The organism is Ligilactobacillus acidipiscis (genome assembly GCF_900116935.1).
Classification (GTDB): Bacteria; Bacillota; Bacilli; order Lactobacillales; family Lactobacillaceae; genus Ligilactobacillus; species Ligilactobacillus acidipiscis.
Window position 1 is genome coordinate 354,387 of record NZ_LT630287.1, and the last position, 21,610, is coordinate 375,996.

A 21,610-nucleotide genomic window follows, 5' to 3' on the forward strand; every position below is an offset into this window, starting at 1 on the left:
AAATTAAATAATCAGGGAATTTCTGCTTAAAATAGTTTCCTGATTATTTAATTTCAAAAAAGTTTGACTTTTTTTGACTATTTTGAAAACACTTAGTCGTATTTTCTCCTTATAATCCTTTTATATCAGCACTTAGCAAACTAATTGATTTATTTTTAAAAAGTTTGACTAACTTTGACTAATGGTGTATTATATACAATGTAAAGAAGGAAAGGGGATCTAATAATATGAATAATGAATTAGCAAGCAACTTGAATCAATTGATGAACATCGGTGATGGTTTCTTTGAAAACTTTGGTGAACCATTCTTTACAATGGATTCAGCAGATAATATGAAGAGTGACATTACGGAGACTAAAGATGGTTATCAAGTAACTGTAGATATACCTGGTGTTGATAAGGAAAACATTGATCTTTCATATGACCAGGATGTGTTAAGCATTAAGGCCAAGAGAAATTCAGCTCTTGATAAGAAAGATGAAAAACAAAATGTTATTGCAAGTGAACGTTCATATGGCGAATATGTTCGAAATTATCGTTTGCCAGATGTTGCTGGTGATAAGATTTCGGCTAAGTCCGATAAGGGAGTATTGACGATCAACTTGCCAAAAGCAGAAAAGAAAGAAACTGGGCATAAAATCGAAATTGGCTAAAAACAATTAGTTGACTGGAAGAACAAGTAGTATAAAAAAGAAGCTGGTGCGCTAGGCACTGGCTTTTTTTATTGGCTTGAAAATGGATAATTTTTTAGTTATACCTTTCTGCTGAGGTAAAATATCACAATTTACAGGAGTAAACATTAAATAGTAGTAATATTAGGACATTTTCATTGTGATATCTTAACCCTTTGGTAGAATTAAGAAGAGGAGGGGTCAATTTGCTGATCAGGCCGTTAGAAAGAAAAGATCTTAAGGATGTTCATGGTGTTCGTAATGAGCAAGATACTATGGCATATTGGTTTGAAGAACCGTATGAATCCTATGACGAGTTAGAAGAGTTATATAATGAACATATTCATGATACGCACGAACGCCGTTTTGTGATCGAAGAAGCAGGGGAGTTTGCAGGTGTTGTGGAATTGGTAGATATTGACTACATACCGCGGACGTGCGAGATCCAAGTTATTGTTCTGAGTAAATTCCGTGGTAGAAAGTTAGCGCAAAAAGCGATGGAAAGTGCATTGGAACATGCTTTTTATATTCTAAATATGCATAAGGTGTTTTTGTATGTTGATACTGTAAATAAATCGGCAATTCATGTCTATAAAAAATTGGGATTCCAATTAGAAGGAACTATGAAGGAACAATTTTATGCGCGAGGAAGTTATCGGGATTGTTACTTTATGGGTATATTAAAGCATGATTTCATGAGAGACAGACAGCATAAGTAATGAATAATGTGGTAAAGCAAAGGAGTTGAGCGAATGACACATGACTTAGACAGTGAAATTATGGGATATAAGTTATTGGTGGATTTTCCTGACTTTGCGCTTTATGCCGATGAACACGATAATTTGGTTCAAAGATACAGCATGGATCTGGTTGCAAAATATGATTTAGAAGACAAGAAGTATAAGTTTTCACCTGAAATGATGGCTTATCTTAAAAATTATATTGTTCAATACAAGGAAGCTGGAGCAGAAAAGAAGCAAATTATCAAGCGTTACATTGAGCAGCAATTTTTAAAGCAGTAAGTGGTTTTGATGTTAGTTTGTGTGGTAGGTGATAAAGCATCAGTTAATGCTGGTGCTTTATTTTTCTTTGTGAAAAATAGTTGGATATTTTGAAAAGCTTTAGGTAAAAGGACTATACTGAAGTAAGAGGAGGTAATATTTTGTCGAAAAATGATTTGATCGCACAGTTTCAAGACTATGATCTCTATGTAGGCCCTAAACGTAAGATCTTGAAGAAGTATCACGAAGATCAAAAAATGGCCGATCGTACCTACGTATTGTCATTGTTGGATTTTAGTAATCTAATGGGACAGATCAGACGTTATAACGCTGACCAGGAGAAGAATAATGTTGAAGACGAGCTCAGTAAATTGCAAGATAAGATAGAAAGTCGTTTTTTGCAAGAAACGAATCAAGTGTAAGACCTGTTAATAATTATGAGAATGAGAATTTTCGCCAGAGGTATTTTATTATAATTGAACTAAAAAAGCTAGCAGTTCCTATCTTTTTCAAGATTGAAACTGCCAGCTTTTTTGATAATGCGAGAAAAGGATGAGCGAAAATAATTAGTTAGCTTACTTATTGATCATTCCTCTATATGAACATTTTTATAGTTATACATAACGCCAGCAGAGTTGACGATCAGTCCCTTGACTTTTGGCCTGATCATTTCTGGTGAATTTTGTTGATACAAAGGCGAAACACCCATATCCTTGCTCAATATTTTGGAAGCTTTGACCATATCATTCCAGCGTTTATCGGGATCTGCTGCATCAGTAGTCTTAGCTGCTTTGATCAACTCATCATACTGGGAATTGGACCATGAACCATCGTTATACTCATTGCCGGTGGTAAAGAGTTCCATAAATGAGATCGGGTCTGTGTAATCGGCAACCCAGTTGGCTGCAACTACATCAAAGTTTCCGGCACGTGAACGCGACAGGCGGGTCTTCAAAGGAACGTTTGAAACATCGACTCTGATTTTGTCAGAACCTAAGTGTTGTTCAAGCTGACTTTGGATATATGCAGTGACATCTTTACTTTGATCCGTATCAGCACCTAAAAGAGTGAAACGTAGTTTGGATTGTCCAATTTCCGCTAATCCTTCATTAAACAGGCGTTTTGCTTCACTTTCGCTGTAACGTAGATCATCGGTCTTAGCTTCTTTGGAAAAGTCGGTACCATTATTTTTAGCTAAACCGTTTGGAACGATCCCAGTTGGAATTTCTGTGCCTTCACCCATGATTTTACCGGCTAACTGTTTACGGTTGATTGCTAAAGAGAGAGCCTGACGGATCTTAGTATTTTTGAAGGCAGCCTGTTTCTGATTAAATTCAAGATAAGTCATTTGCCCACTCTTTTCAACAGTGAAACCAGGCTTTTTATTTAGTTGACGTGCCTGTTCGGTACTTAGCTGCGACATATCGCTCTTACCAGACTGGTAGAGGTTATAGGCAGTTGAAGGACTCTTATTGACTTTGAAATTAATACCGGACAATTTAACGTTTTTCTTATCCCAGTAATCATTATTTTTCTTGAACTTCCAGCTGAGATTAGAACCTGTCCAGTTTTTCATGACAAATGGACCATTGTAGACCATATATTTTGATTCTGTTCCGTAGTTTGACCCGTATTTTTTAACAGTTTTTTCGTTTTGTGGGAAGAAAACTGGGAAGCCCATTAATAATTTAAAGTATGGGACTTGTTTATCTAAAGTGACACTCAGTTTATACTTGCCATCAGCCTTGATCCCTAATGTTGTTGGGGATTTTTTGCCATTGATAATATCGTTAGAATTGGCCACGCCGTCAAATAAGTATGAATAAGAGGAGCCGGTTTTAGGATCGATTGTTCTTTTCCACGAGTAAACGAAATCTTTAGCCGTGACCTCATCGCCATTGCTCCATTTAGCTCCTTTACGGAGAGTAAATGTATAGTGTAGTTTATTCTTGCTGATTTTTGTCGAGCGGGCGATCCCGGGTTCTACTTTCGAGTTCTTTCCCAAGCGATACAGACCTTCCATTGAATTTCCTAACATATCGAAACTTTCAGAATCGGTTGCTTTGGAAGGGTCTATGGATGAAAGTTCGGTTGCTTCGCTCCAATTGAGAACTTGCTGGTCATTTTTACTGCCTGACTTCGAACTGCATGCTGCAAGTGAAAGACTGATCGCGATCAGAGTAGCTGCAATAGACACTGTTTTTTTAGCTGTCATAGCCATCTTCCTTTTCTTTAAAATAAAACCATTACTTAAATTATATTCTATGTTAGAAAAATGACAAAAATTAAGATGTAAATTAAAATAATTAAATAAATATCATTTTCAATATCAGCTATTTCAAGAGCCTGATACTATTGAAAAATAGTGTTATTGTTATAATAAATAAAACGTAAAAAATGGATACTGTCCGTCTGATAACTGGACAGTATCCATTTTTATTATTAGCAACGATTGAGAATAAATGACTTTTATTAATTATTAGGTTCGAAAACTAAGTGCTGGTTAACGAATGCATCAAAGCCTAATTCGCTTAATTCACGACCGTAACCAGAGTTCTTGACCCCGCCGAAAGGTAATTCAGGAAGTGATGTCCACCCTGAATTAATGAATGACATACCTGTTTCGATTTTTTCAGCAACGGCTTGTGCATGCTCACGATTACTTGAGAAGATCGTGTTACCAAGTCCGTAACTAGAGTCATTTGCAAGATCAATTGCTTCTTGTTCGGAATCAACTTTGTAGACAACAGCAACTGGGCCAAACATTTCTTGATTGTAAACGGGATTGTCCTTACTGATATTAGTTAAAATTGTTGGTTGGAAGAAGAATCCTTCGCCGTTGATCGGTTCATTACCATAGACTAATGTAGCGCCGCCTGCAATTGCTGAATCCACTTGCTTTTGCAGTTTCTCTTGTGCGCTCTTGGAAGAAAGTGGAGCAACTACGGTTTCTGGATCCATTGGATCACCAATTTTGGCCTTAGAAAATGCATCTTTCAAGTTTTCCACAAAGTCGTCATATTTGTCTGCCATAACGATAAAACGTTTAGAAGAGGTGCAGACCTGACCTGCGTTGTACAGACGTGCACCAGGAGAAACCTTTTTGACTTCATCAAAATCAGCATCATCTAAAACGATAAATGCATCGTTACCGCCAAGTTCTAAAGTTGATTTCTTTAAAGCAGTTCCAGCTTCCTTAGCAACTGCAGCACCGCCGCGTTCTGAGCCTGTCAAGCAGACTCCGGCGACACGCGGATCGTGAATGGCTTTACTTACTTGATCATAGCTGATAAATAAGTTGGTTAAAGCACCCTTAGGAGCTCCAGCATCTAGTGTCAGGTCTGCAAATTTTTGTGCAGAGGTCGCACAGATCGAAGCATGTTTTAAGATCATTGGGTTACCAACGATAAAATTTGGCGCAAATACACGAACTACCTGGTAAAGAGGAAAGTTCCACGGTTCTACCGCAACGATCACACCAGTTGACTGTTTTGCATAGTAGGCGCGACCGGCAGGGCTTTCTACTGGAACTGATGCCATGAATTTTTCGCCATTTTTAGCATAGTACTCTACGATGCCAATACAAAGATCAACTTCACCTTGTGCTTCAGTTAAAAGTTTGCCCATGTCGTAAGTCATGGCTTTAGCTAAATCTTCTTTTCTGTCTTTCATTAGATCGGCGATTTTTTGTAAATCTTGTGCACGCTCAGCCACAGGTGAATTACGCCAAGTTTGATAGAGTTGATGACCGGTTTCTAAGGCTTGCTCTAAGTCAGCGTCAGTTGCGTTGTCATATTTCTTGAGAACTTCACCTGTAAATGGATAAGTTGTTTTATAAGCCATAAATTCTCACTCCTTATTTTTAACGACTACAAATAAACCGTTTTCTAACCTAATATAACATGATCATATTAAGATGCAAAAAATAACTCTCAATAATTACGTTCTGTTCTATAGATCACGTAAATTGTAGAGTTATTGTTGATGTGGAAAATGCTAATTCTATTTTTGTTAAAAGTGCTTTTTTATCTGGGTCATGCAGAAAAAAGTATTTAAAGGCAGCTTACTTAGTTGTTTTCAGCGTTTTTGTTAAAGTTATTTAAGACGATCATTAAGGATCCTTGGACATGCATCAATTGCTTATTGATGTTGCTGATCATATCATCTTGTTGGCGTGTCAGCCGAACTTTAGCGCCCTTTTGCAAGTGCATCAGGTGAGAGATGATCAAATCAATAAATTGATCTGTAAAAGTTAGATCATTGACTGCAGCTGAATAGTCACCTTGCTCTATCAAAAGAATATCGTATCCTAAATCCAGCATTGAATCTAAATCTGACGTGATCTTTTCTAAGGGAGCATTTAAAGACCGTTGTTCGAATTTTAAAGTACTGCTCAGTCTCTCTAATTTAGATTGGATCCGCTCCAATTCTGTTTGCATATTTTTAATGCTTTGAACAGCCTCTCTCATATTGATCACTTCTTTTCTTTATAATTTAAATATTAATTAAACAATTAAACTGGCAAGTGAAAATGAAGTAATGCAGAAAAATTTATACTGTGTTTGAATCCGCTTACTACATTTAAATATATCATATTTAGGCATATATAGCTATTTTAAAGTTTCAAAAATAAAAGTTGAATTTTTTACTTTATTAAAAGAAGAAATTATGGGGGTGTAAAAATCATAGTTTTTTTGATCAAGTTCTTGGCGTTGAAGATATAGCTGTTTTGGTATAACCTAGAAAACGAATTTGACGATAGGAGTTGGAAAAATTGTGTCATTGATCATTGAAGCTTTACAAAGCGTGGTCGTCTTATTGATCATTATGATAGTTGGTTTTCTATTAATGCGTTTGAATTTGGTGACGGACTATTTTTCGATGGATGTTTCCAAGGTCATCACTTTGATCAGTTTACCTGCAATTATATTTTATTCAGTTTTGACGAATATTTCTCAGAACGGTTTATTGACCTTATTTCAAAAAGTATTGGTCCCAATAGCGGCAACACTATTAAATTATCTGGTAAGTTGGTTACTCACCCGTTTACCGCTTTTTGAAGAAGGAGATCGCGGGGTATTCATTAATGCTAGTGTTAACCCCAATACAACATTTATTGGCTTAGCCATTAATAATATTTTATTTGGTCAAGCAGGTTTAGCGAGTTTCTTAGTCTATTTTCTGACTAATAATGTTTCTATTTGGTCATTTGGACAATATTTTATCGAACCACGTAAACGATATGTAGATCACAAGAGTAAAATAGAAAAGTTTAATTTGTTGGCACTGCTTAAATCACCGCCGTTATTAGCTTTTTTAGTTAGTTTTGTTGTGGTTGCAGTGGGCCCTTAGTATGCCATTATTTGTGATGAATACTACTCAGCTATTAGGGGCATTAGTTACTCCTTTGGCACTGTTATATAGTGGGATGATGCTTTATAGTGCAGGCTTATTAAGGAGCTTGCAACTCAACAAAGCTAAGATTTTGGGGATAATTGGCAGATTTATTCTGGGGCCCTTATTGATGTATGTCACAATTATAGCAACAAGGCATTTATTCCCTGGTTTAGTAACGTCAATGGACAGTCAGGTTTGTCTAGTTCAATCAGCTACCCCGACGATGGCGATTTTACCGGTTTTGGCTGCGCAAAAGGGCGCAAATGCGAAGCTGGGAAATGATTTAGTTGTGTTAACAACGGTCCTGTTTATTTTTGTTTTACCGATTATTTATTTGATTGCAAAAGCAGTTTTTTAAAACAAATAATTTATCTCAAGGTTAGTTAAGATCTTCGCGGGTTATTTAACAGCATTTTGTTTGACAGTTTAGCAACATTATTGGACACTGACGCTAGATAAAAGTGATAGTTTTATTATCTAGGAGAAAAGCGGAAGCATTAGCAGTTTTTTTAAAAGTTAAGTTAGTGGAGTTATGTGTTGCGTATCTTACTTGATTGCGGATACCGATCGTTACCCCCGGCTTTTCTCCGCTGTTTATTTCAAAGGAGGAATTTTGAGTATGTCTAAACAGTTTATTGATGGTAAATTTGTCGAAAGTCACTCAAACGAGACCATTGAAGTTTTGAATCCGGCTAACAATAAGCTAATCGGTGAAGTTGCAAAGGGTAATGAACAAGATGTCAAGGATGCTGTTGCTGGTGCGGTTCAAGCACAAAAGTCTTGGGCAGCCGTCAACCGGGTCAAGCGCGCAGATATTGTGTTGCAGTTAGCTGCTCGATTAGAGCAAAATAAGGAAGAAATTGCTAGGATCTATCAACAAGAACAGGGTAAAGCCATCTAACATGTCCCTATCTTCAGCAATATTGTGGACAATCGTGCCATACAGCAGAGCGCTTGGATCATCCGATTCGTACCAGTCACTTTCGCCCAAATAATCCGGTAAGGCTCGTAGCGGATTCTGTCGAAATTTGAACGCTCGCGTTGGGCTCATATGTATTTTTTTATTAGTCATCGAACATTTCCTCGTTAAAATCTTTCTTTTGGTCAAGAGCGTATTTTATTTGGTCATCAATAGTGCCATGTACAATCAGATAATCACGCGTAATTTTACTTTCTTGGCCAATTCGGTAATTGCGGTACTTTGACTGGTCAAAGTCAATGAAACTATCTGGTAAAGACCACCAAACGGCATGCTTAAAATCGTTAAGTGTAAGACCCGCACCGCTGGATATTTGAATCAGGACAAAATCACCTTTAGGATTGTATTCGTTGCCGTTGACATGTCCCACCTTGTAGTCCTTTAGAGTCTGGTCTAATAGGTCGCGCTCAGTATTAAAGTTATAAAAGATAATCGCCTTATCTTGTGCATATTCCTCAGCCAATTCTTTTAACCATTCGACTTTGGCTTTGTTGTTTTGGTTTTGGCGTTGGTAAATTCTCCGCTCTACATGATTATTAAAAATAATTTTGTCGTCTTTTGAGTAAGACATCCGGGTTTTTCGATAATTGCTGTCAGCGTTAAAGTCAACAACACTTTCGTATATAGGTGGCAACTCTTTAATATCATCTAGTGTTACTACATCACTAGTTATTGATTTAAACCAGCTTGATAAACGGTCCGTGTTTTTCCCAACTCTCCAGATTGGATATTTGCTCCAATATGGTGCTTCAACTACTTTATACAAGTTTTTAAATTGCGTATGTGTTCGAACGTGACCAAAGTACAAGGAATACATCTCGAGGTCGTCAAATTTGCCATTAGTTGGTGTGCCGGACAGAAATATGAAGCCTCTGGCAAACTTCAGTAACTTCAATAATTGGTTGGATCGCGCAGATTTGTTTTTGAATTTATGTGCTTCGTCTACAATGACAAATTTGTGTGTAACATCACCGTTAGTCAGTTTTTTTACACCATCCGTCGTGATTACTCGTAGATTGTTTTTAAGCCCAACCAATTCGGCATCCTGTTCCCAGCTTTTTGCTTTAACTACTTGCTTTGGTGCTATCACCAAGACATCGCTGGATGGAAACCATTTTTTAACATGAGATAAGCCCATAACAGTCTTGCCAGTTCCCATTTTCATAACGTAGTAATAAGTAGGCTGAGACTTGGCTAGTTGAACTTCTTGTGCGTGATAAAGTTTAAATTCTGTCAGTATGCCACACCTCCTCAAAACGCTCCCAGGAGTCGATTATTTGCCATCGGCCTCCATTCTGTTTTATTTGATAACCAACTGCTTTTTGCTCCGGACTGACCACACCCTTACCGTCTGGCCGCTTAAACTCTAATCCTAGAAACTGGCCACTTTTTGTAATAGTTATTACATCAGGCGTACCGATTGGTGTTCCAGGAGAACCCCCTTGGGTTTTGATAACAAATTTACCTTTTGTCCTCTCCATGCTATCCTTAAGATGTATTTTGAATAATTTGTTGCCACATCCTGTAATTGCGTTGCAGGTGTGGCTGTTTTTTTGCCCTAAATCAGCGAACCAAGTAAGATTAGTGCGCTCGCCCCCATAAATAGCAGTAACGTGGCTACTATTGAGAAGACCAGGTACAGCAGACCCTCTTTTCCTGTTCCTACTTGAAAAAAATCTTTTAAGACGTTCATTCACCTCTCTCCTCCCTCTCCACTAAGTAACCTGTCCAAGTCTTTTTTTCTAAAAAGCTGAATTCCATCTATAAACACTGGCTTGATCAAACCTTTCTTTCTCCATTTCCAGAACGTTGTTGGGCCAACGCCTACATACTCGTATGCCCCGGTGACATTGAATCCTTCTTGGGGCCGAGCGATAATCTTTAGCTTTTCTTCAACGATAATCTTTAGCTTTTTTTCGATGAACTGCTTTTCCTCTTCAGTTAAAGTCATCTAATCACCTCCTTTCGCTCTTTGTTACCATTTTGGTACCTTATGGGCAAAAAATTTTGTCCATTGGTAGTTTGAAGAAGTTAGATATCGCCCACATTTCGTCAGAGTTAAATGGTCTAGTTCCATTTTCTTTCTCGCGATATGTTTTATCCACAACACCAATGATTGCAGCCATCTGTTTTTGCGAAATATGATTTTCACTTCTTAAAACTAGTAATTTACTTTGCATTGTCTCACCTCCCAACGAAAATAATCATAGAACCGTTTCGGTAACATGTAAACAAAAAAATAACTTTTTTAACAAAATAGTTCCAAAAAGGTAATTTTTGTGTTATTCTATTTTTGTGGTTATTTAGTAGGAGAAAAAAAATGAACTTAAATATTTTTGTAGGTCAAAAAATTAAACACTTACGTGAATCTCATTCGATGACTCAGGACGAATTAGCTGACAAATTAGATACAACAAGGCAAACAATTAGTCGGTACGAAACTGGCGACAGAAAAACAAACCAAGATACATTATTTCAATTAGGAAAAATTTTCAACGTATCAATAAACTATTTTTTCCCAAAAGAAAACGATACGGAAAAACATGATCAAGAAGTTAGCCTTGATGATGTATTTGACAAAAACGCACTATTTACTTATCAGGGAAAAAAGATTTCAGACGAGGATTTGGACGTAATAAAACGCATCCTAGAAAGTAGACGAGATAAGTAATGAACAATGATGCATTTGATTATCTTTTAAATTATGCTTGGGACAAAAAAATCGGCTATGAGCTAACTCGTGAACTAACTCCCGATTCTCCTTCGACTGCATATCCAGAAGAAAAACTTGTAATAATAAACATGAACTGGCCAAACGAAAAAGAATTACCATTTCAATTGGCTCACGAAATCACTCATGTTACCAATGGCGATGATACACAGTCAAAGTTGTACTATCACACTACATACAAGGGTAAATACGGCGTTGAGTATAAAGCCAATATTGGTGGAATAGAGTTGTTAGTTCCATACCACTTTGCTGAAATAGAACCTGAATCTGCTGACATAGATCAGTTTATTGACGCATATGCTATACCACAATATTTGAGAGACTACGTCATCAAAGAAACCAGAAATTTTTATAAGATTGGGGAATGAAAATGAAAGTAGGACTTAGAACGCCGAGTTTAAAGAGATCCATTAAAGCACGAACAACAGGTAAATTGAAACGACAAGTAAAGAGTGCGGTAAATCCTTTGTACGGAAAAAAAGGAATGGGATTCATTAAGAATCCCGAAAAATCAGTCAAAAATGCAATTTATCACAGGACAACCTTTGGAGTTGGAGATTTAGTGAAGACAAGTACTGGTTCTCATAAAAAAAAGACTCAAACTAAATCAGCTGGCAGCACCGATTCTTCGAGCAAGAACATTGCAATATCTATTGGCGTTGGAATTTTGATAATCGCTGCGGTAATAGCATATTGGAAGGCTGCCCTGATCATAGCGGCTGTAATTGCATTAATCGCATTTTTTGCAAAGAAAAAATAAAAAAGCCACCGCGGCAACGGGTGACTTGGGTAACTCTAATAACAAATAAAGTATACCAGAATTCTGGTAATGGAGGAATATGTAATGAAAAGGACCATTTTACTAGTTGGGACAATGCTATCCGCTGCACTACTATTGTCTGCATGTAGTAATGATAGAGGATCGTCAAAGGACAGCGCTGAAAAAGTTTTAAAAGTAGAAAGTAAGAAATCTACTAAACAATCAACCAAGAAGTCCAGTAGCGAGCCCGTCAAGATTCCTACATCGCCTGATAAAGAGTGGTTCTACAATGACAATGTCTTTTATGCAGGAATGGAGACCATGACGCTTACCAAGTCTGAAATCCGTGATGGTATTGAAGATGGTGAGAAGGTATTAGTTATTTACAACACAATCAAGAATAATTCGGACGAAGAACAAGATCCATCCAATTTTTACATGGTTATCCACGCTAAACAAAAGACAGATACGTCAAATGTTAATTTAGACCCAGGAACATTAGCTTTGGATGGAAATGGCAATAATCCACTACAAGCTCAAGAAGATAACCTAAATAACAGCTTATTACCTGGCAAAACAGTTGAAACAGTTATGATGTTTAAGCTTGTTAATGACACACCGGTTACTATTGAATTTTCTAACGAAGATTTTACTACCATTGGGACTAAAACAATTAACGTTAACTAAGCTCCACCCAAAGTCTGGTGACTAGCTACGATTCAATTCCAATGGTGAATCTAAACTAATTGCTTTTGACTAGTCTAAAACAAAAAAACACCCCACCCGCTGGCACGAGTGAGGCATTGGTGATAATTAACACAAATATATTATATCAGAATAGGTTCTGATTCTGGAGGAATAACAATGGAACAGGTCACCACATGTGGTAAACATTATTTTTTAAGGTTTGATGATGATAACTTATATTATAAAAACAAAAACGATGAAGAAAAAACGATACCATTAAATCAAACACCATCTATAAGATTTTTAAATCCCTCAATTGTCAAGTTAAGTGCAACACTAATGGCCTATTCTTATAATTGGTCTAGAAAGTTAAACCAGTTGTGGCATAACATCCGCTGGACAACTATAGCTTAAACAGCGGCGGGGACGGTGATTCAGCGTGTCTTGAACCAACTGCAGATCCACTAATGAGAGGTTTTTAAAGGAATGCCTCTTTGGGAAGAACTCTCTTAATTGACCATTCACATTCTCATTAGTGCCCCGTTCCCAGGGAGAATATGGATGGGCAAAGTAGATTTCCGTTCCTTGAACCTGATTTAAACTAGCGAATTCCGAGCCGTTGTCAAACGTGATCGTCCGAAAGTTTTCTGCACCGTAATCATCAATCGTATCTTGGAGGGCTTGCCGGCAAGTCTCTGCCCGGTAATCAGGCAATTTAACGATAATTTCCATCCGGCTAACTCGCTCGGTTAACGTCATTAAAGCTGGTTCGGACTCAACCCGTTTGGCTTTCACTAAGTCGCCTTCCCAATGGCCCAACTCCTGACGTTTCCGAACCACTGCGGGCCGGTCTTCAATGGACTGTCCAAGCCGTTTTTTATTCAGGCGGGCATGTCGGTGATTCGGGCGTTTAACGCGGCGACGTAGCTTCATGGGTAAATCATAGTTGTGAAGCTCCGGGAGCTTGCCAGCCTCGATATACCGATAGACCGTAGCCGTTGATGGGCAGGGAAAGCCCGGGTAATGAGCTTTGAAATAGTGGACATACGTATCGACACTGAAAACTCGTGGCTTAGCTTTTAAAGCTTTCGGCAGGGACTTGAAGAACACGGCAGCCCGCTGCAGTAAACCTTTGGGGTGACACTTGGCCCGCTGTTCTCGATAGTAAGCCGCCCCGCGCTCGGCAAAGTAGCCCTGATATGACCGATGTTTCTGGGAATCAATCTGGGTGGTTAACCCGCGTTTTAATTCGCGAGAAATGGTGCTGGGACTCCGGTGAAGCCGGCTGGCGATCTGACGAACGCCAAATCCTAATCGAGTCAGGGACTCAATTTGACCGCGTTCAAAAGATTGGAGTTGTTGGTAATGCTTAGGCATGATATTCTTAGTTTGGGTCATGAAGACACCTATCCTTATCTGTTGATTTTGTCGTTAATAATAAGAATAGGCCTTCATGGCCTTTTAAGCTAGTCTAATTGGTCTAGTTATCAAGTGCTGCACTTCAATTTTAAATCGGGGAGATTTTTAAATCCTAAAATATTCTCAGTTAAAGGCACAATCCACATTATACTTAATAATGACATCGTTGATCTAATTCCGTTTGAATTGCTGGACTCTGATAACTTAAATACTTTTACTTCCAAATTTAACGATGCTATATCAAAATTTGAAAAATCTTCAATCACTTCGAATAACGATAATTATAAGGTAATTAATCAAATTAAATATAGTAATTCCGGCTTGTTTATAAATACCGATCAAGACGTACTTATTAATTTAGCTACTCAACTGGTCCCATCTAGTGAAATGATCATAATTATGCTTAAGGGAGACTTTAAGGAGTTTTTAATTGTTACTGATCAGACATTATACATCATTAAATCCGGTTATATGACTGGTCACATGATAGGACAAGGTAACTTCTCCATGCCTTTAACACAGGTATCAAATACAAGTGTTGATTTTCATTTTATGTCTGGATATTTTACTGTTTCCGCACCGGGTTTACAAAACACACCTAAAAATTATTGGTCTACTGATCGCAATTTAGATCCTGCTAAAGCACCGAACACAATTTCATTAGGCGCAGCGAATAAAGACTTGTTTATTAAAGCAACTCAGATAATCAATACAAAGCTCATTCCAGAACTACGAAATCCCTTAAATAGTGCAATTAAAGAAAATAAAGTATCTGCAGCAGACGAATTAAGATCGTTTAAATCTTTACTAGATGATGGCATAATAACTCAGGATGAATTTGAAGCAAAGAAAAAACAGTTACTTGGTTTATAACATAAAAAATAGCCATATCCCCTCCCGCCAAGAAGTTGGATATGGCTAACCCAAAAGGCACTGTAATGCTTTTTGTATACTCAATTTTAGCATCTTTGGAGGTGTTACGACAATGGCAAAACGAACAAACAGCGCAATTTTTGAATATCAAAATAAAAACGGACAAACTCTATATGGATTCTATATTTATCTTGGTACAGATAAGCTAACCAAAAAAAATCAATACAAAGAGACGTGGTTTTAAATCCTATAATGAGGCAAACGCAGTATTTAATAAGATGAAAGTTGAGGGCATACAGTCTAAAGTTAACGATGAAATAACAATTGAAGAATTGTTTAAGCTTTGGTTTGAGAGCTATAAAATCAGTGTCAAAGAATCAACAGCTAATAAAACTCAGCAAGTCTTTGATCACCATATTAAACCGACCCTAGGTAAATATTATATAAATGAAATCACCACACCCATCATCCAACAGCTTGTTGATAGAAAAGCAAAAGAAATTGTTAAATTTAAAATTATCTACAATTATTTAAATCGTATGTATATCTTTGCAGTTACTATGAACCTTGCAACAGGTAATCCTGTCACAAGTGTAATATTGCCGAAAAAAAGTACTCGTCTTCATAGAGACACCGAACACAACTTCTATAATAAGCAAGAGCTGATTGAATTTCTTGCAACTGCGAAGGATATTAATCAAAGAGTATATGTTTACTTTCTCCTGTTAGCTTCGACTGGACTTCGTAGATCTGAGGCTCTTGCGTTGACCTGGAAAGATATTGATTTTACAACGAAAACTATCGATATTAATAAAACATTGACGAGTGGGTTCAATAACAAATTGATTGTAGGTAGTCCAAAAAGCACAAAAAGTAAACGTACAGTTCCCATTTCAGACAACCTATTAACCGAATTGAGAAAATATAAACTAGCCAATGCTGAATTTGATAAACTTTTTCACACATATAAGGATACGTACGTTAGTCTATCAAAACCGGCACGATGGCTAAGGCAAGTTTATGATAAGAATAAATCACTACGGCATATTACGACCCACGGATTTAGGCATACGTTTGCTTCAATTCTATTTGAGAGTAATCCAAATATTAAGCCAACTGATGTTCAAAAAATTCTTGGGCATGAGACCGTTGAGATGACTTTAAATATATATACCCATGTGACTAGCGATAGTGAAGCTCGTGTAACCAATGCAATTAATTTATTAAATTTTTAGTCTGCCAAAAGTCTGCCAAAAACTTAATCAACGTTTACAAATCACTCTTAATAAAGGCTTATCTAATAATAGAGTACGCTACCCTTATATTCTGCCGCTCTTGGAGAAGTTGAGAATTCTATCAATTATATTAAATATATGACGGGGCTGGCCCAATCTAATAAGGGTGAGGTTTTACAAAACCAAGTTGATCATGAAACTATTATGCTGATCAAAAAGCCTATCGGAGTAACGGCTGGCATCATTCCTTGGAATGCACCAATTTTTATTCTAATGCGTAAAATGATCCCTGCTTTAGTAACTGGTTGTTCAATTATTGTTAAACCTAGTGGTGAGACCCCGCTAGGAACCTTTAAAATCGCAGAATTACTGCAAAAAACAGATATTCCTGCTGGTCTAGTTCAAATTATCAGTGGCCCAGGATCCTCGATTGGAAATTTACTTGCTAAAAATCAACAAATAAATTTAATTTCTATTACGGGAAGTACAGGTGCCGGTAAGTCAGTTATGGAAGCTGCGGCAGCTAATGTAAAGAAGGTCAACTTGGAATTAGGTGGTAAAGCTCCTGCAATTGTCACTAATAAAGCTGATATTGATAAGGCTGTGAAGTATATTGTGATGGCTCGGATCAAAAACAGTGGTCAGGTCTGCACTTGCCCAGAAAGGATCTATGTACAAGGCGAAGTTTATGATGAATTTGTCAAGAAAGTCACAGATACTATGAGCAAAATCGTTACGGGGGATCCAACTTCACCTAACACTGATATGGGACCGATCATTAATAAGAAACAATTAGATTCTATTGAACAAAAAGTTCAGGATGCCGTTGCTGCCGGCGCTAAAGTTCTAACTGGCGGTCATATTATTGAAAGTGAGGGCAATTTTTATGAACCGACTGTGATCGTTAATGTCGATGATGACTCTCAAATCATGAAAGACGAAATTTTTGGGCCGGTTTTGCCAATAGCTAAGTTTGCTACCATTGATGAAGCCATCGATAGGGCTAATGACTCCCCATATGGTCTTTCTTCATATGTATACACTGATGACTTAAAAGAATCCATGGAGTTTACTAATCGTTTGAACATTGGTGAAGTTTACGTTAACTGTGAAGCTGAAGAAGCTCTCACTGGCTATCATGCTGGTTGGCGTCAATCTGGCCTAGGCGGTGCCGATGGTCAACATGGATTTGAAGAATATTTGAATACGACTGTTAGTTATCTGCGTTACGAATAAAACCAACTAGAAAACCAATTATCTAAAGAGCAAGTCGCACCTGTTTTGTTTATGCGACTTGCTCTTTTTTTGAATGATAAAAAGAAGAGTGTATTCAAATAAAAATGTATTTTACAAATAGCAAAATAATATTCATGAAGATTTATGAAAAAATGAATTTCAGATGTTGACATATTGTTAAGGTACCTGTATTATGTTCAAAGTAATTTTAAATAATAGATTGGCAAAAATTCAGAAAAATTGATTACGGATATTTTTGCCTTGTTGTTTTAGTGAGCTGACCGAGCGTGATTTTCCATTAATTTTAGCAAGATATTACTTACTAAGTAGGGACAAACTTTAATCACTTTTGGAAAATTACGTCCTGTAGCGCTCAATTTTTTATAGGAGGACTTTTCTAATGGACGAAATTACCGAACAATTTTTAATTTTTATTAGATTGTTTCGTCGATATACTAGCTATCATCATAAAAATCTCGGTAAATATGGCAATTTTTTACAAGGTCAAGGGCGTATTTTAGCTGTTTTAAAAATGAGACCTGATATTTCGCAAAAAGATTTGACTTATTTGTTAGCTATCAGGCCGCAGTCATTGGGCGAATTGTTAGTCAAACTCGAAAGAAATGAATTGATAGAACGTCACCCAGCGCAAGAGGATCGCAGGATCATGATGATCCATTTGACCGCTAAGGGGAAAAAAGTATCTGAAAAGATGGATGAAGCCCATAACATTGCTTTGTTTAATAAGCTGACTAAAGAAGAGCAAGTACAATTTAGTCAACTGTTAGGAAAATTAAGTAATGCTATGCAAGAGGAACTTCCTGAAGGTGATAAAAATGAACGCTTCTATGAGGATCCGCAAAAACATTTCGAAATGTTCAAACAGTTTCAAAAAACACATGGTGATTTACCAGTAAAATTTTTTGAGACAGAAACTAAGAATAAATGTTGTCAAAAGCATAAATGAATTTAAAAAACAGGTGCTTTTTAAATTGTGGTTAATAGCGCAGTTATTTTGAAAGGGGTAAGTATGAATGTTTAAACTCGCTAAAGGACGAATGTCGATCTGGGCAGTCGTTGGTGCAGTGCTTTTTATGATCGTCCAAGTTACTGCTAACTTGAATATCCCTAGTTTGACGTCAGATATTGTCAATAACGGAGTTGTTAATGGTGATATTGAATATATCTGGCATGTTGGGATGAAGATGATCGGTTTTTCATTATTAAGTATTGCTGCTGCAGCAAGTAATGTTTTTATCGCATCACAAGCTTCAATGAAGTTAGGGCACAGGTTACGTAATGATATCTATGGTAAGGTCATCAATATGTCCAACGATGAATATGATCAGATCGAAACATCATCAATGATCACAAGAACGACCAACGATGTGATCCAGATTCAAAACGTGTACATTATGATGTTGCGAATGATGCTGATGTCACCCGTGATGTTGATTGGGGCCAGCTTTTTAGCATATAACAAAAACCACCGTTTGACTCTGATTTTCTTGGTGGTATTACCGATCATGTTAGTTTTTGTGGGAATCTTATTATACTTAGCTGTTCCTAAATTTAAAGCGATGCAGACTAAGACTGATCGCTTGAACCGTGTTTTTCGTGAGGGGTTAACAGGGGTTCGAGTGATCCGTGCTTTCCGTCGTGATAAATTTGAGCAAGACCGTTTTGAAGATGCTAACCGAGACTTCACCCAAAATGCGATCAATGTTAACATCATCATGGCCTTTTCGTTCCCAGCTATACAGTTGATCATTAGTGGGACAAACGTGGCAATTGTTTGGTTTGGAGCTAAGCTGATCGGTGCCCAAGCCATGCCTGTTGGTAATTTGATTTCATTTATGGCATATGCAGCTCAAATTTTAGTCAGTTTTATGTTGCTCTCAATGGTCTTTATTATGATCCCACGTGCTCAGGCTTCTGCTAAACGTATTCAAGAGGTTTTTGACCTGCGTTCGACGTTGAAAGAAGATACAACGCCAGTCAAAGTTGGTAATACGCACGGAAACCATTCGTTGGAGTTTTCTCATGTTGATTATCGTTATGCTAATGCTGAAGAACCAGTTTTGACGAATGTTGATTTTAAGGCAGACAGCGGACAAACTGTCGGCATCATCGGTGGTACTGGTTCCGGTAAAACTTCTTTGGTCAACCTGATCCCACGATTTTACGATGTAGAAAAGGGAGAAATATCCCTGGATGGACAAGACTTAAAGCATTATGGTTTAGCTGATTTGCGTGACATGGTCTCTTTTGTTCCGCAAAAAGCGGTTCTCTTTAGGGGAACGTTACGTGAAAATATGAGATTTGGTAAGTCAAACGCTACTGATGAAGAAATTTGGCATGCTTTAGGTATTGCGCAAGCCACAGACTTTGTTAAAGAATCTCCAGAAGGTTTAGACCAGTATGTTGAACAAAATGGCGACAACTATTCCGGTGGTCAAAGACAACGTTTGACGATTGCGCGTGCTTTAGTCAAACAGGCTGCGGTTTACGTTTTTGATGATTCATTTTCAGCCTTAGATTTTAAGACTGATTCAGTTTTACGTCAGGCTTTAAAAAATGATGAACATATGCAGCAAAGTATTATTATCATTGTTGCAGAACGAATCGCTACAGTTGCAGATGCTGATAACATTTTGGTGTTGGATGAAGGAAAAGTTGTTGGTCAAGGAACTCATGATGAATTGAAAAATAGTAATGGGATATACCAAGAAATCATTAATTCTCAGATCAAGAAGGGAGATGAAGCCTAATGGCTCAAAAGTCACATTCTGTCGAACGTCGTCGTAAACCTAAAAATTTTTGGAAGACGACCAGTCGTTTGTTGGGCTATATGTCTAATCGGATAGTAGGCTTGATCTTTGTAATGATCTTTGCGATCGTTAGTGTGATTTTTCAAATCAGGACTCCTAAAGTTTTAGGTCGCGCAACAACTGAAATATACAAGGGCGTTATGAAAGGAACTTCTCAACAAAAAGCTGGGATAGATATTCATGGCCTGCCGATCAATTACGAAAAGATCATTCAAATTATTATCATTGTGATCTTAATGTATTTAGCAGCAGCTATTTTTGCTTTTGTGCAACAGTTGATCATGACTTACATTTCTCAAAATACTGTTTATAAAATGAGAAAAGATCTGAAAAGCAAGATGGAACGTTTACCGATCAACTATTATGATACTCATAGTAACGGTGATATTATGAGCCGTGCCGTCAATGATATGGATAACGTTGCGAATATCTTACAACAAAACTTAACGCAGGCTGTCACCAGTGTCGTGCAGTTTATCGGAACTTTGTGGATGATGTTTTCGATCAGCTGGAAATTGACTTTGATCGCTCTAGTGACGATTCCTGTTAGTTTGATCGTGGTCGGCTTTGTTGCTCCAAAATCACAGAAGTATTTTGCTGCACAACAAAAGAGCCTAGGTTTGATCAATGATCAGGTCGAAGAAAACTTTGCCGGTCAACAAGTCTTGAAGAGTTTCAACAAACAAAATGATACGATCAAGGCTTTTCAGAAAGAAAATGACAATTATTATCGCTCATCATGGAAAGCGCAGTTCGTATCAGGGGTCGTTATGCCGTTGATGATCTTCTTAAATAATATTGGTTATGTGTTTGTTGCTATTATTGGTGGGATCCAAGTTGCTAACGGAACTGTCACGTTAGGTAACATTCAAGCCTTCTTGCAATATATGAGCCAGTTCTCACAACCTATTTCTCAAATGGCTAACTTAATGAACACGATTCAGATGACAATCGCTTCTGCGGAACGGATCTTTGAAGTGATCGATGAGGAGGAAATGAAAGACACCAAGGATGCTCGTCCAGTCGAATCGACCTCTAATTTGATTGAATTGCAACATGTCAAGTTCGGTTATGATGGCAAGGATCTTTTGATGACTGATTACAATTTGGAAGTTAAACCGGGCCAAGAAGTGGCAATCGTTGGGCCGACGGGTGCCGGTAAGACAACTATCATTAACTTGTTAGAACGTTTCTATGATATTAAGGGCGGTAATATTCGTTTGAACGGGGGTGATACTAGAGATATCGATCGTGAAGAGGTTCGTTCGCATTTTGCGATGGTCCTTCAGGATACTTGGCTGTTTTCAGGCTCAATCTATGAAAACATTAGATACGGACGTGAAGACGCTACAGATGAAGAAATCATGAATGCTTCCAAAGCTGCTCATGTTGACAATTTTGTCTGCCGTTTGCCCGATGGTTATGACACAGTCTTAAATGAATCTGGGTCCAATGTTTCTCAGGGGCAACGACAACTGATCACGATCGCACGTGCCTTTTTGGCCGATCCAGAGATCTTGATCTTGGATGAAGCTACAAGTTCAGTTGATACAAGAACGGAAGTCCATATTCAACATGCAATGGAACGTTTGCTAAAGGGACGGACTAGTTTTGTGGTTGCTCATCGTTTGTCTACTATCCAAAACGCGGATAACATTATTGTGATGAATCATGGGTCTGTTGTTGAAACAGGTACCCATGACGAGTTATTGAAACTAAACGGCTTTTACGCTGACTTATATAATAGTCAGTTTACTAGTGGTTTATCATTTTAGTTAGGAGGCAATGTG

General features: G+C 37.6%; 23 protein-coding genes and 2 pseudogenes. 17 read left to right on the forward strand and 8 right to left on the reverse strand.

All coding sequences use genetic code 11. The features are described 5' to 3' along the window. Positions 1–227: 227 nt before the first annotated feature. From BQ5903_RS01605 to BQ5903_RS01620, 4 genes are all read left to right on the forward strand, one after another. A complete protein-coding gene (locus BQ5903_RS01605; protein ID WP_010494948.1) occupies positions 228–653 on the forward strand; it encodes an Hsp20/alpha crystallin family protein in 426 nt (141 codons plus the stop codon). Positions 654–877: 224 nt separating this feature from the next. Beyond that, positions 878–1,390: a GNAT family N-acetyltransferase gene (locus BQ5903_RS01610; protein WP_010494946.1), complete on the forward strand. Its 513-nt coding sequence runs from the start codon at positions 878–880 to the stop codon at positions 1,388–1,390. Positions 1,391–1,423: 33 nt separating this feature from the next. After that, the gene (locus BQ5903_RS01615) at positions 1,424–1,693 is read left to right on the forward strand and encodes a hypothetical protein (RefSeq protein WP_010494945.1); all 270 of its coding nucleotides are present in this window, start codon (positions 1,424–1,426) and stop codon (positions 1,691–1,693) included. A gap of 140 nt (positions 1,694–1,833) precedes the next feature. Beyond that, a complete protein-coding gene (locus tag BQ5903_RS01620) occupies positions 1,834–2,094 on the forward strand; it encodes a hypothetical protein (RefSeq protein ID WP_010494944.1) in 261 nt (86 codons plus the stop codon). Positions 2,095–2,258: 164 nt separating this feature from the next. Here the strand turns inward: BQ5903_RS01620 and BQ5903_RS01625 are convergent, their stop codons facing one another. The 3 genes from BQ5903_RS01625 to BQ5903_RS01635 form a co-directional block, all read right to left on the reverse strand. Then, positions 2,259–3,887, reverse strand: a complete 1,629-nt coding sequence (locus BQ5903_RS01625) for a peptide ABC transporter substrate-binding protein (RefSeq protein ID WP_079578562.1) — start codon at positions 3,885–3,887, stop codon at positions 2,259–2,261. A 257-nt stretch (positions 3,888–4,144) separates the two neighbouring features. Continuing rightward, positions 4,145–5,515 carry an NAD-dependent succinate-semialdehyde dehydrogenase gene (locus tag BQ5903_RS01630; RefSeq protein ID WP_010494942.1) on the reverse strand — a complete coding sequence of 457 codons (1,371 nt, stop codon included), beginning with the start codon at positions 5,513–5,515 and terminating at the stop codon, positions 4,145–4,147. A 224-nt stretch (positions 5,516–5,739) separates the two neighbouring features. After that, the gene (locus BQ5903_RS01635) at positions 5,740–6,141 is read right to left on the reverse strand and encodes a hypothetical protein (protein ID WP_010494941.1); all 402 of its coding nucleotides are present in this window, start codon (positions 6,139–6,141) and stop codon (positions 5,740–5,742) included. A 379-nt stretch (positions 6,142–6,520) separates the two neighbouring features. Between BQ5903_RS01635 and BQ5903_RS12485 the strand changes: the two are divergent. Then, positions 6,521–7,427 (forward strand): annotated as a pseudogene (locus BQ5903_RS12485) (AEC family transporter). A 261-nt stretch (positions 7,428–7,688) separates the two neighbouring features. Then, on the forward strand, positions 7,689–7,970 hold the full coding sequence (locus BQ5903_RS01650) for an aldehyde dehydrogenase family protein (RefSeq protein ID WP_010494938.1): 282 nt from the start codon (positions 7,689–7,691) through the stop codon (positions 7,968–7,970). A 163-nt stretch (positions 7,971–8,133) separates the two neighbouring features. On the opposite strand, the gene BQ5903_RS01655 is transcribed toward BQ5903_RS01650, so the two are convergent. The 4 genes from BQ5903_RS01655 to BQ5903_RS01670 are packed head-to-tail and all read right to left on the reverse strand — an operon-like array spanning position 8,134 to position 10,228. Next, positions 8,134–9,213, reverse strand: a complete 1,080-nt coding sequence (locus BQ5903_RS01655) for an SNF2-related protein (protein WP_231920894.1) — start codon at positions 9,211–9,213, stop codon at positions 8,134–8,136. Positions 9,214–9,271: 58 nt separating this feature from the next. Then, positions 9,272–9,745 (reverse strand): hypothetical protein, encoded by a 474-nt coding sequence (locus BQ5903_RS01660; protein WP_079578566.1) that lies wholly within the window; start codon positions 9,743–9,745, stop codon positions 9,272–9,274. Next, on the reverse strand, positions 9,742–9,999 hold the full coding sequence (locus BQ5903_RS01665; protein WP_010500148.1) for a helix-turn-helix domain-containing protein: 258 nt from the start codon (positions 9,997–9,999) through the stop codon (positions 9,742–9,744). Before BQ5903_RS01665 ends, BQ5903_RS01660 begins: the two co-directional genes overlap by 4 nt. A gap of 40 nt (positions 10,000–10,039) precedes the next feature. After that, positions 10,040–10,228, reverse strand: coding sequence for a helix-turn-helix transcriptional regulator (locus tag BQ5903_RS01670; protein ID WP_010500147.1), 189 nt, complete (start codon positions 10,226–10,228; stop codon positions 10,040–10,042). A 140-nt stretch (positions 10,229–10,368) separates the two neighbouring features. Here BQ5903_RS01670 and BQ5903_RS01675 point away from each other — a divergent pair, with 140 nt between their 5' ends. From BQ5903_RS01675 to BQ5903_RS01690, 4 genes are all read left to right on the forward strand, one after another. Beyond that, entirely contained in the window at positions 10,369–10,719 is a 351-nt protein-coding gene (locus BQ5903_RS01675) for a helix-turn-helix transcriptional regulator (RefSeq protein ID WP_056988198.1), read from the forward strand. Further along, a complete protein-coding gene (locus BQ5903_RS01680) occupies positions 10,719–11,147 on the forward strand; it encodes an ImmA/IrrE family metallo-endopeptidase (RefSeq protein WP_010494923.1) in 429 nt (142 codons plus the stop codon). The genes BQ5903_RS01675 and BQ5903_RS01680 overlap by 1 nt, the downstream gene beginning before the upstream one ends. Continuing rightward, positions 11,144–11,539 (forward strand): hypothetical protein, encoded by a 396-nt coding sequence (locus BQ5903_RS01685; RefSeq protein ID WP_197684892.1) that lies wholly within the window; start codon positions 11,144–11,146, stop codon positions 11,537–11,539. Before BQ5903_RS01680 ends, BQ5903_RS01685 begins: the two co-directional genes overlap by 4 nt. Before the next feature lie 84 nt (positions 11,540–11,623). Then, positions 11,624–12,226, forward strand: coding sequence for a DUF5067 domain-containing protein (locus BQ5903_RS01690; RefSeq protein ID WP_079578568.1), 603 nt, complete (start codon positions 11,624–11,626; stop codon positions 12,224–12,226). 369 nt (positions 12,227–12,595) lie between these two features. On the opposite strand, the gene BQ5903_RS01695 is transcribed toward BQ5903_RS01690, so the two are convergent. Then, positions 12,596–13,624 (reverse strand): IS30 family transposase, encoded by a 1,029-nt coding sequence (locus BQ5903_RS01695; protein ID WP_079578572.1) that lies wholly within the window; start codon positions 13,622–13,624, stop codon positions 12,596–12,598. Positions 13,625–13,717: 93 nt separating this feature from the next. On the opposite strand from BQ5903_RS01695, the gene BQ5903_RS12145 reads away from it, so the two are divergent. From BQ5903_RS12145 to BQ5903_RS01725, 7 genes and pseudogenes are all read left to right on the forward strand, one after another. Then, positions 13,718–14,518, forward strand: a complete 801-nt coding sequence (locus BQ5903_RS12145) for an SHOCT domain-containing protein (RefSeq protein WP_056988153.1) — start codon at positions 13,718–13,720, stop codon at positions 14,516–14,518. A 112-nt stretch (positions 14,519–14,630) separates the two neighbouring features. Then, positions 14,631–14,762 carry a hypothetical protein gene (locus tag BQ5903_RS12405; RefSeq protein ID WP_269147257.1) on the forward strand — a complete coding sequence of 44 codons (132 nt, stop codon included), beginning with the start codon at positions 14,631–14,633 and terminating at the stop codon, positions 14,760–14,762. Positions 14,763–14,796: 34 nt separating this feature from the next. Then, complete coding sequence (locus tag BQ5903_RS01705) at positions 14,797–15,753, forward strand: tyrosine-type recombinase/integrase (protein WP_056988154.1); 957 nt, start codon at positions 14,797–14,799, stop codon at positions 15,751–15,753. 102 nt (positions 15,754–15,855) lie between these two features. Next, positions 15,856–16,989, forward strand: a pseudogene (locus BQ5903_RS01710) (aldehyde dehydrogenase family protein); the annotation flags it as partial. A 400-nt stretch (positions 16,990–17,389) separates the two neighbouring features. Continuing rightward, the gene (locus BQ5903_RS01715; RefSeq protein WP_010494872.1) at positions 17,390–17,956 is read left to right on the forward strand and encodes a MarR family winged helix-turn-helix transcriptional regulator; all 567 of its coding nucleotides are present in this window, start codon (positions 17,390–17,392) and stop codon (positions 17,954–17,956) included. 67 nt (positions 17,957–18,023) lie between these two features. After that, positions 18,024–19,760, forward strand: a complete 1,737-nt coding sequence (locus BQ5903_RS01720) for an ABC transporter ATP-binding protein (RefSeq protein ID WP_010494869.1) — start codon at positions 18,024–18,026, stop codon at positions 19,758–19,760. After that, on the forward strand, positions 19,760–21,595 hold the full coding sequence (locus BQ5903_RS01725; protein WP_079578576.1) for an ABC transporter ATP-binding protein: 1,836 nt from the start codon (positions 19,760–19,762) through the stop codon (positions 21,593–21,595). Before BQ5903_RS01720 ends, BQ5903_RS01725 begins: the two co-directional genes overlap by 1 nt. Positions 21,596–21,610 lie beyond the last annotated feature (15 nt).

What these genes read in the sequence shown, in the direction of transcription:
- BQ5903_RS01605 (WP_010494948.1), top strand. Translation starts at nt 228, where the DNA reads ATGAATAATGAATTAGCAAGCAACTTGAATCAATTGATGAACATCGGT.
- BQ5903_RS01615 (WP_010494945.1), top strand. Translation starts at nt 1,424, where the DNA reads ATGACACATGACTTAGACAGTGAAATTATGGGATATAAGTTATTGGTG.
- BQ5903_RS01625 (WP_079578562.1), bottom strand. Translation starts at nt 3,887, where the DNA reads ATGACAGCTAAAAAAACAGTGTCTATTGCAGCTACTCTGATCGCGATC.
- BQ5903_RS01630 (WP_010494942.1), bottom strand. Translation starts at nt 5,515, where the DNA reads ATGGCTTATAAAACAACTTATCCATTTACAGGTGAAGTTCTCAAGAAA.
- BQ5903_RS01635 (WP_010494941.1), bottom strand. Translation starts at nt 6,141, where the DNA reads ATGAGAGAGGCTGTTCAAAGCATTAAAAATATGCAAACAGAATTGGAG.
- BQ5903_RS01650 (WP_010494938.1), top strand. Translation starts at nt 7,689, where the DNA reads ATGTCTAAACAGTTTATTGATGGTAAATTTGTCGAAAGTCACTCAAAC.
- BQ5903_RS01655 (WP_231920894.1), bottom strand. Translation starts at nt 9,213, where the DNA reads ATGAAAATGGGAACTGGCAAGACTGTTATGGGCTTATCTCATGTTAAA.
- BQ5903_RS01665 (WP_010500148.1), bottom strand. Translation starts at nt 9,999, where the DNA reads ATGACTTTAACTGAAGAGGAAAAGCAGTTCATCGAAAAAAAGCTAAAG.
- BQ5903_RS01670 (WP_010500147.1), bottom strand. Translation starts at nt 10,228, where the DNA reads ATGCAAAGTAAATTACTAGTTTTAAGAAGTGAAAATCATATTTCGCAA.
- BQ5903_RS01675 (WP_056988198.1), top strand. Translation starts at nt 10,369, where the DNA reads ATGAACTTAAATATTTTTGTAGGTCAAAAAATTAAACACTTACGTGAA.
- BQ5903_RS01680 (WP_010494923.1), top strand. Translation starts at nt 10,719, where the DNA reads ATGAACAATGATGCATTTGATTATCTTTTAAATTATGCTTGGGACAAA.
- BQ5903_RS01685 (WP_197684892.1), top strand. Translation starts at nt 11,144, where the DNA reads ATGAAAATGAAAGTAGGACTTAGAACGCCGAGTTTAAAGAGATCCATT.
- BQ5903_RS01690 (WP_079578568.1), top strand. Translation starts at nt 11,624, where the DNA reads ATGAAAAGGACCATTTTACTAGTTGGGACAATGCTATCCGCTGCACTA.
- BQ5903_RS01695 (WP_079578572.1), bottom strand. Translation starts at nt 13,624, where the DNA reads ATGACCCAAACTAAGAATATCATGCCTAAGCATTACCAACAACTCCAA.
- BQ5903_RS12405 (WP_269147257.1), top strand. Translation starts at nt 14,631, where the DNA reads ATGGCAAAACGAACAAACAGCGCAATTTTTGAATATCAAAATAAAAAC.
- BQ5903_RS01705 (WP_056988154.1), top strand. Translation starts at nt 14,797, where the DNA reads ATGAAAGTTGAGGGCATACAGTCTAAAGTTAACGATGAAATAACAATT.
- BQ5903_RS01715 (WP_010494872.1), top strand. Translation starts at nt 17,390, where the DNA reads ATGGACGAAATTACCGAACAATTTTTAATTTTTATTAGATTGTTTCGT.
- BQ5903_RS01720 (WP_010494869.1), top strand. Translation starts at nt 18,024, where the DNA reads ATGTTTAAACTCGCTAAAGGACGAATGTCGATCTGGGCAGTCGTTGGT.
- BQ5903_RS01725 (WP_079578576.1), top strand. Translation starts at nt 19,760, where the DNA reads ATGGCTCAAAAGTCACATTCTGTCGAACGTCGTCGTAAACCTAAAAAT.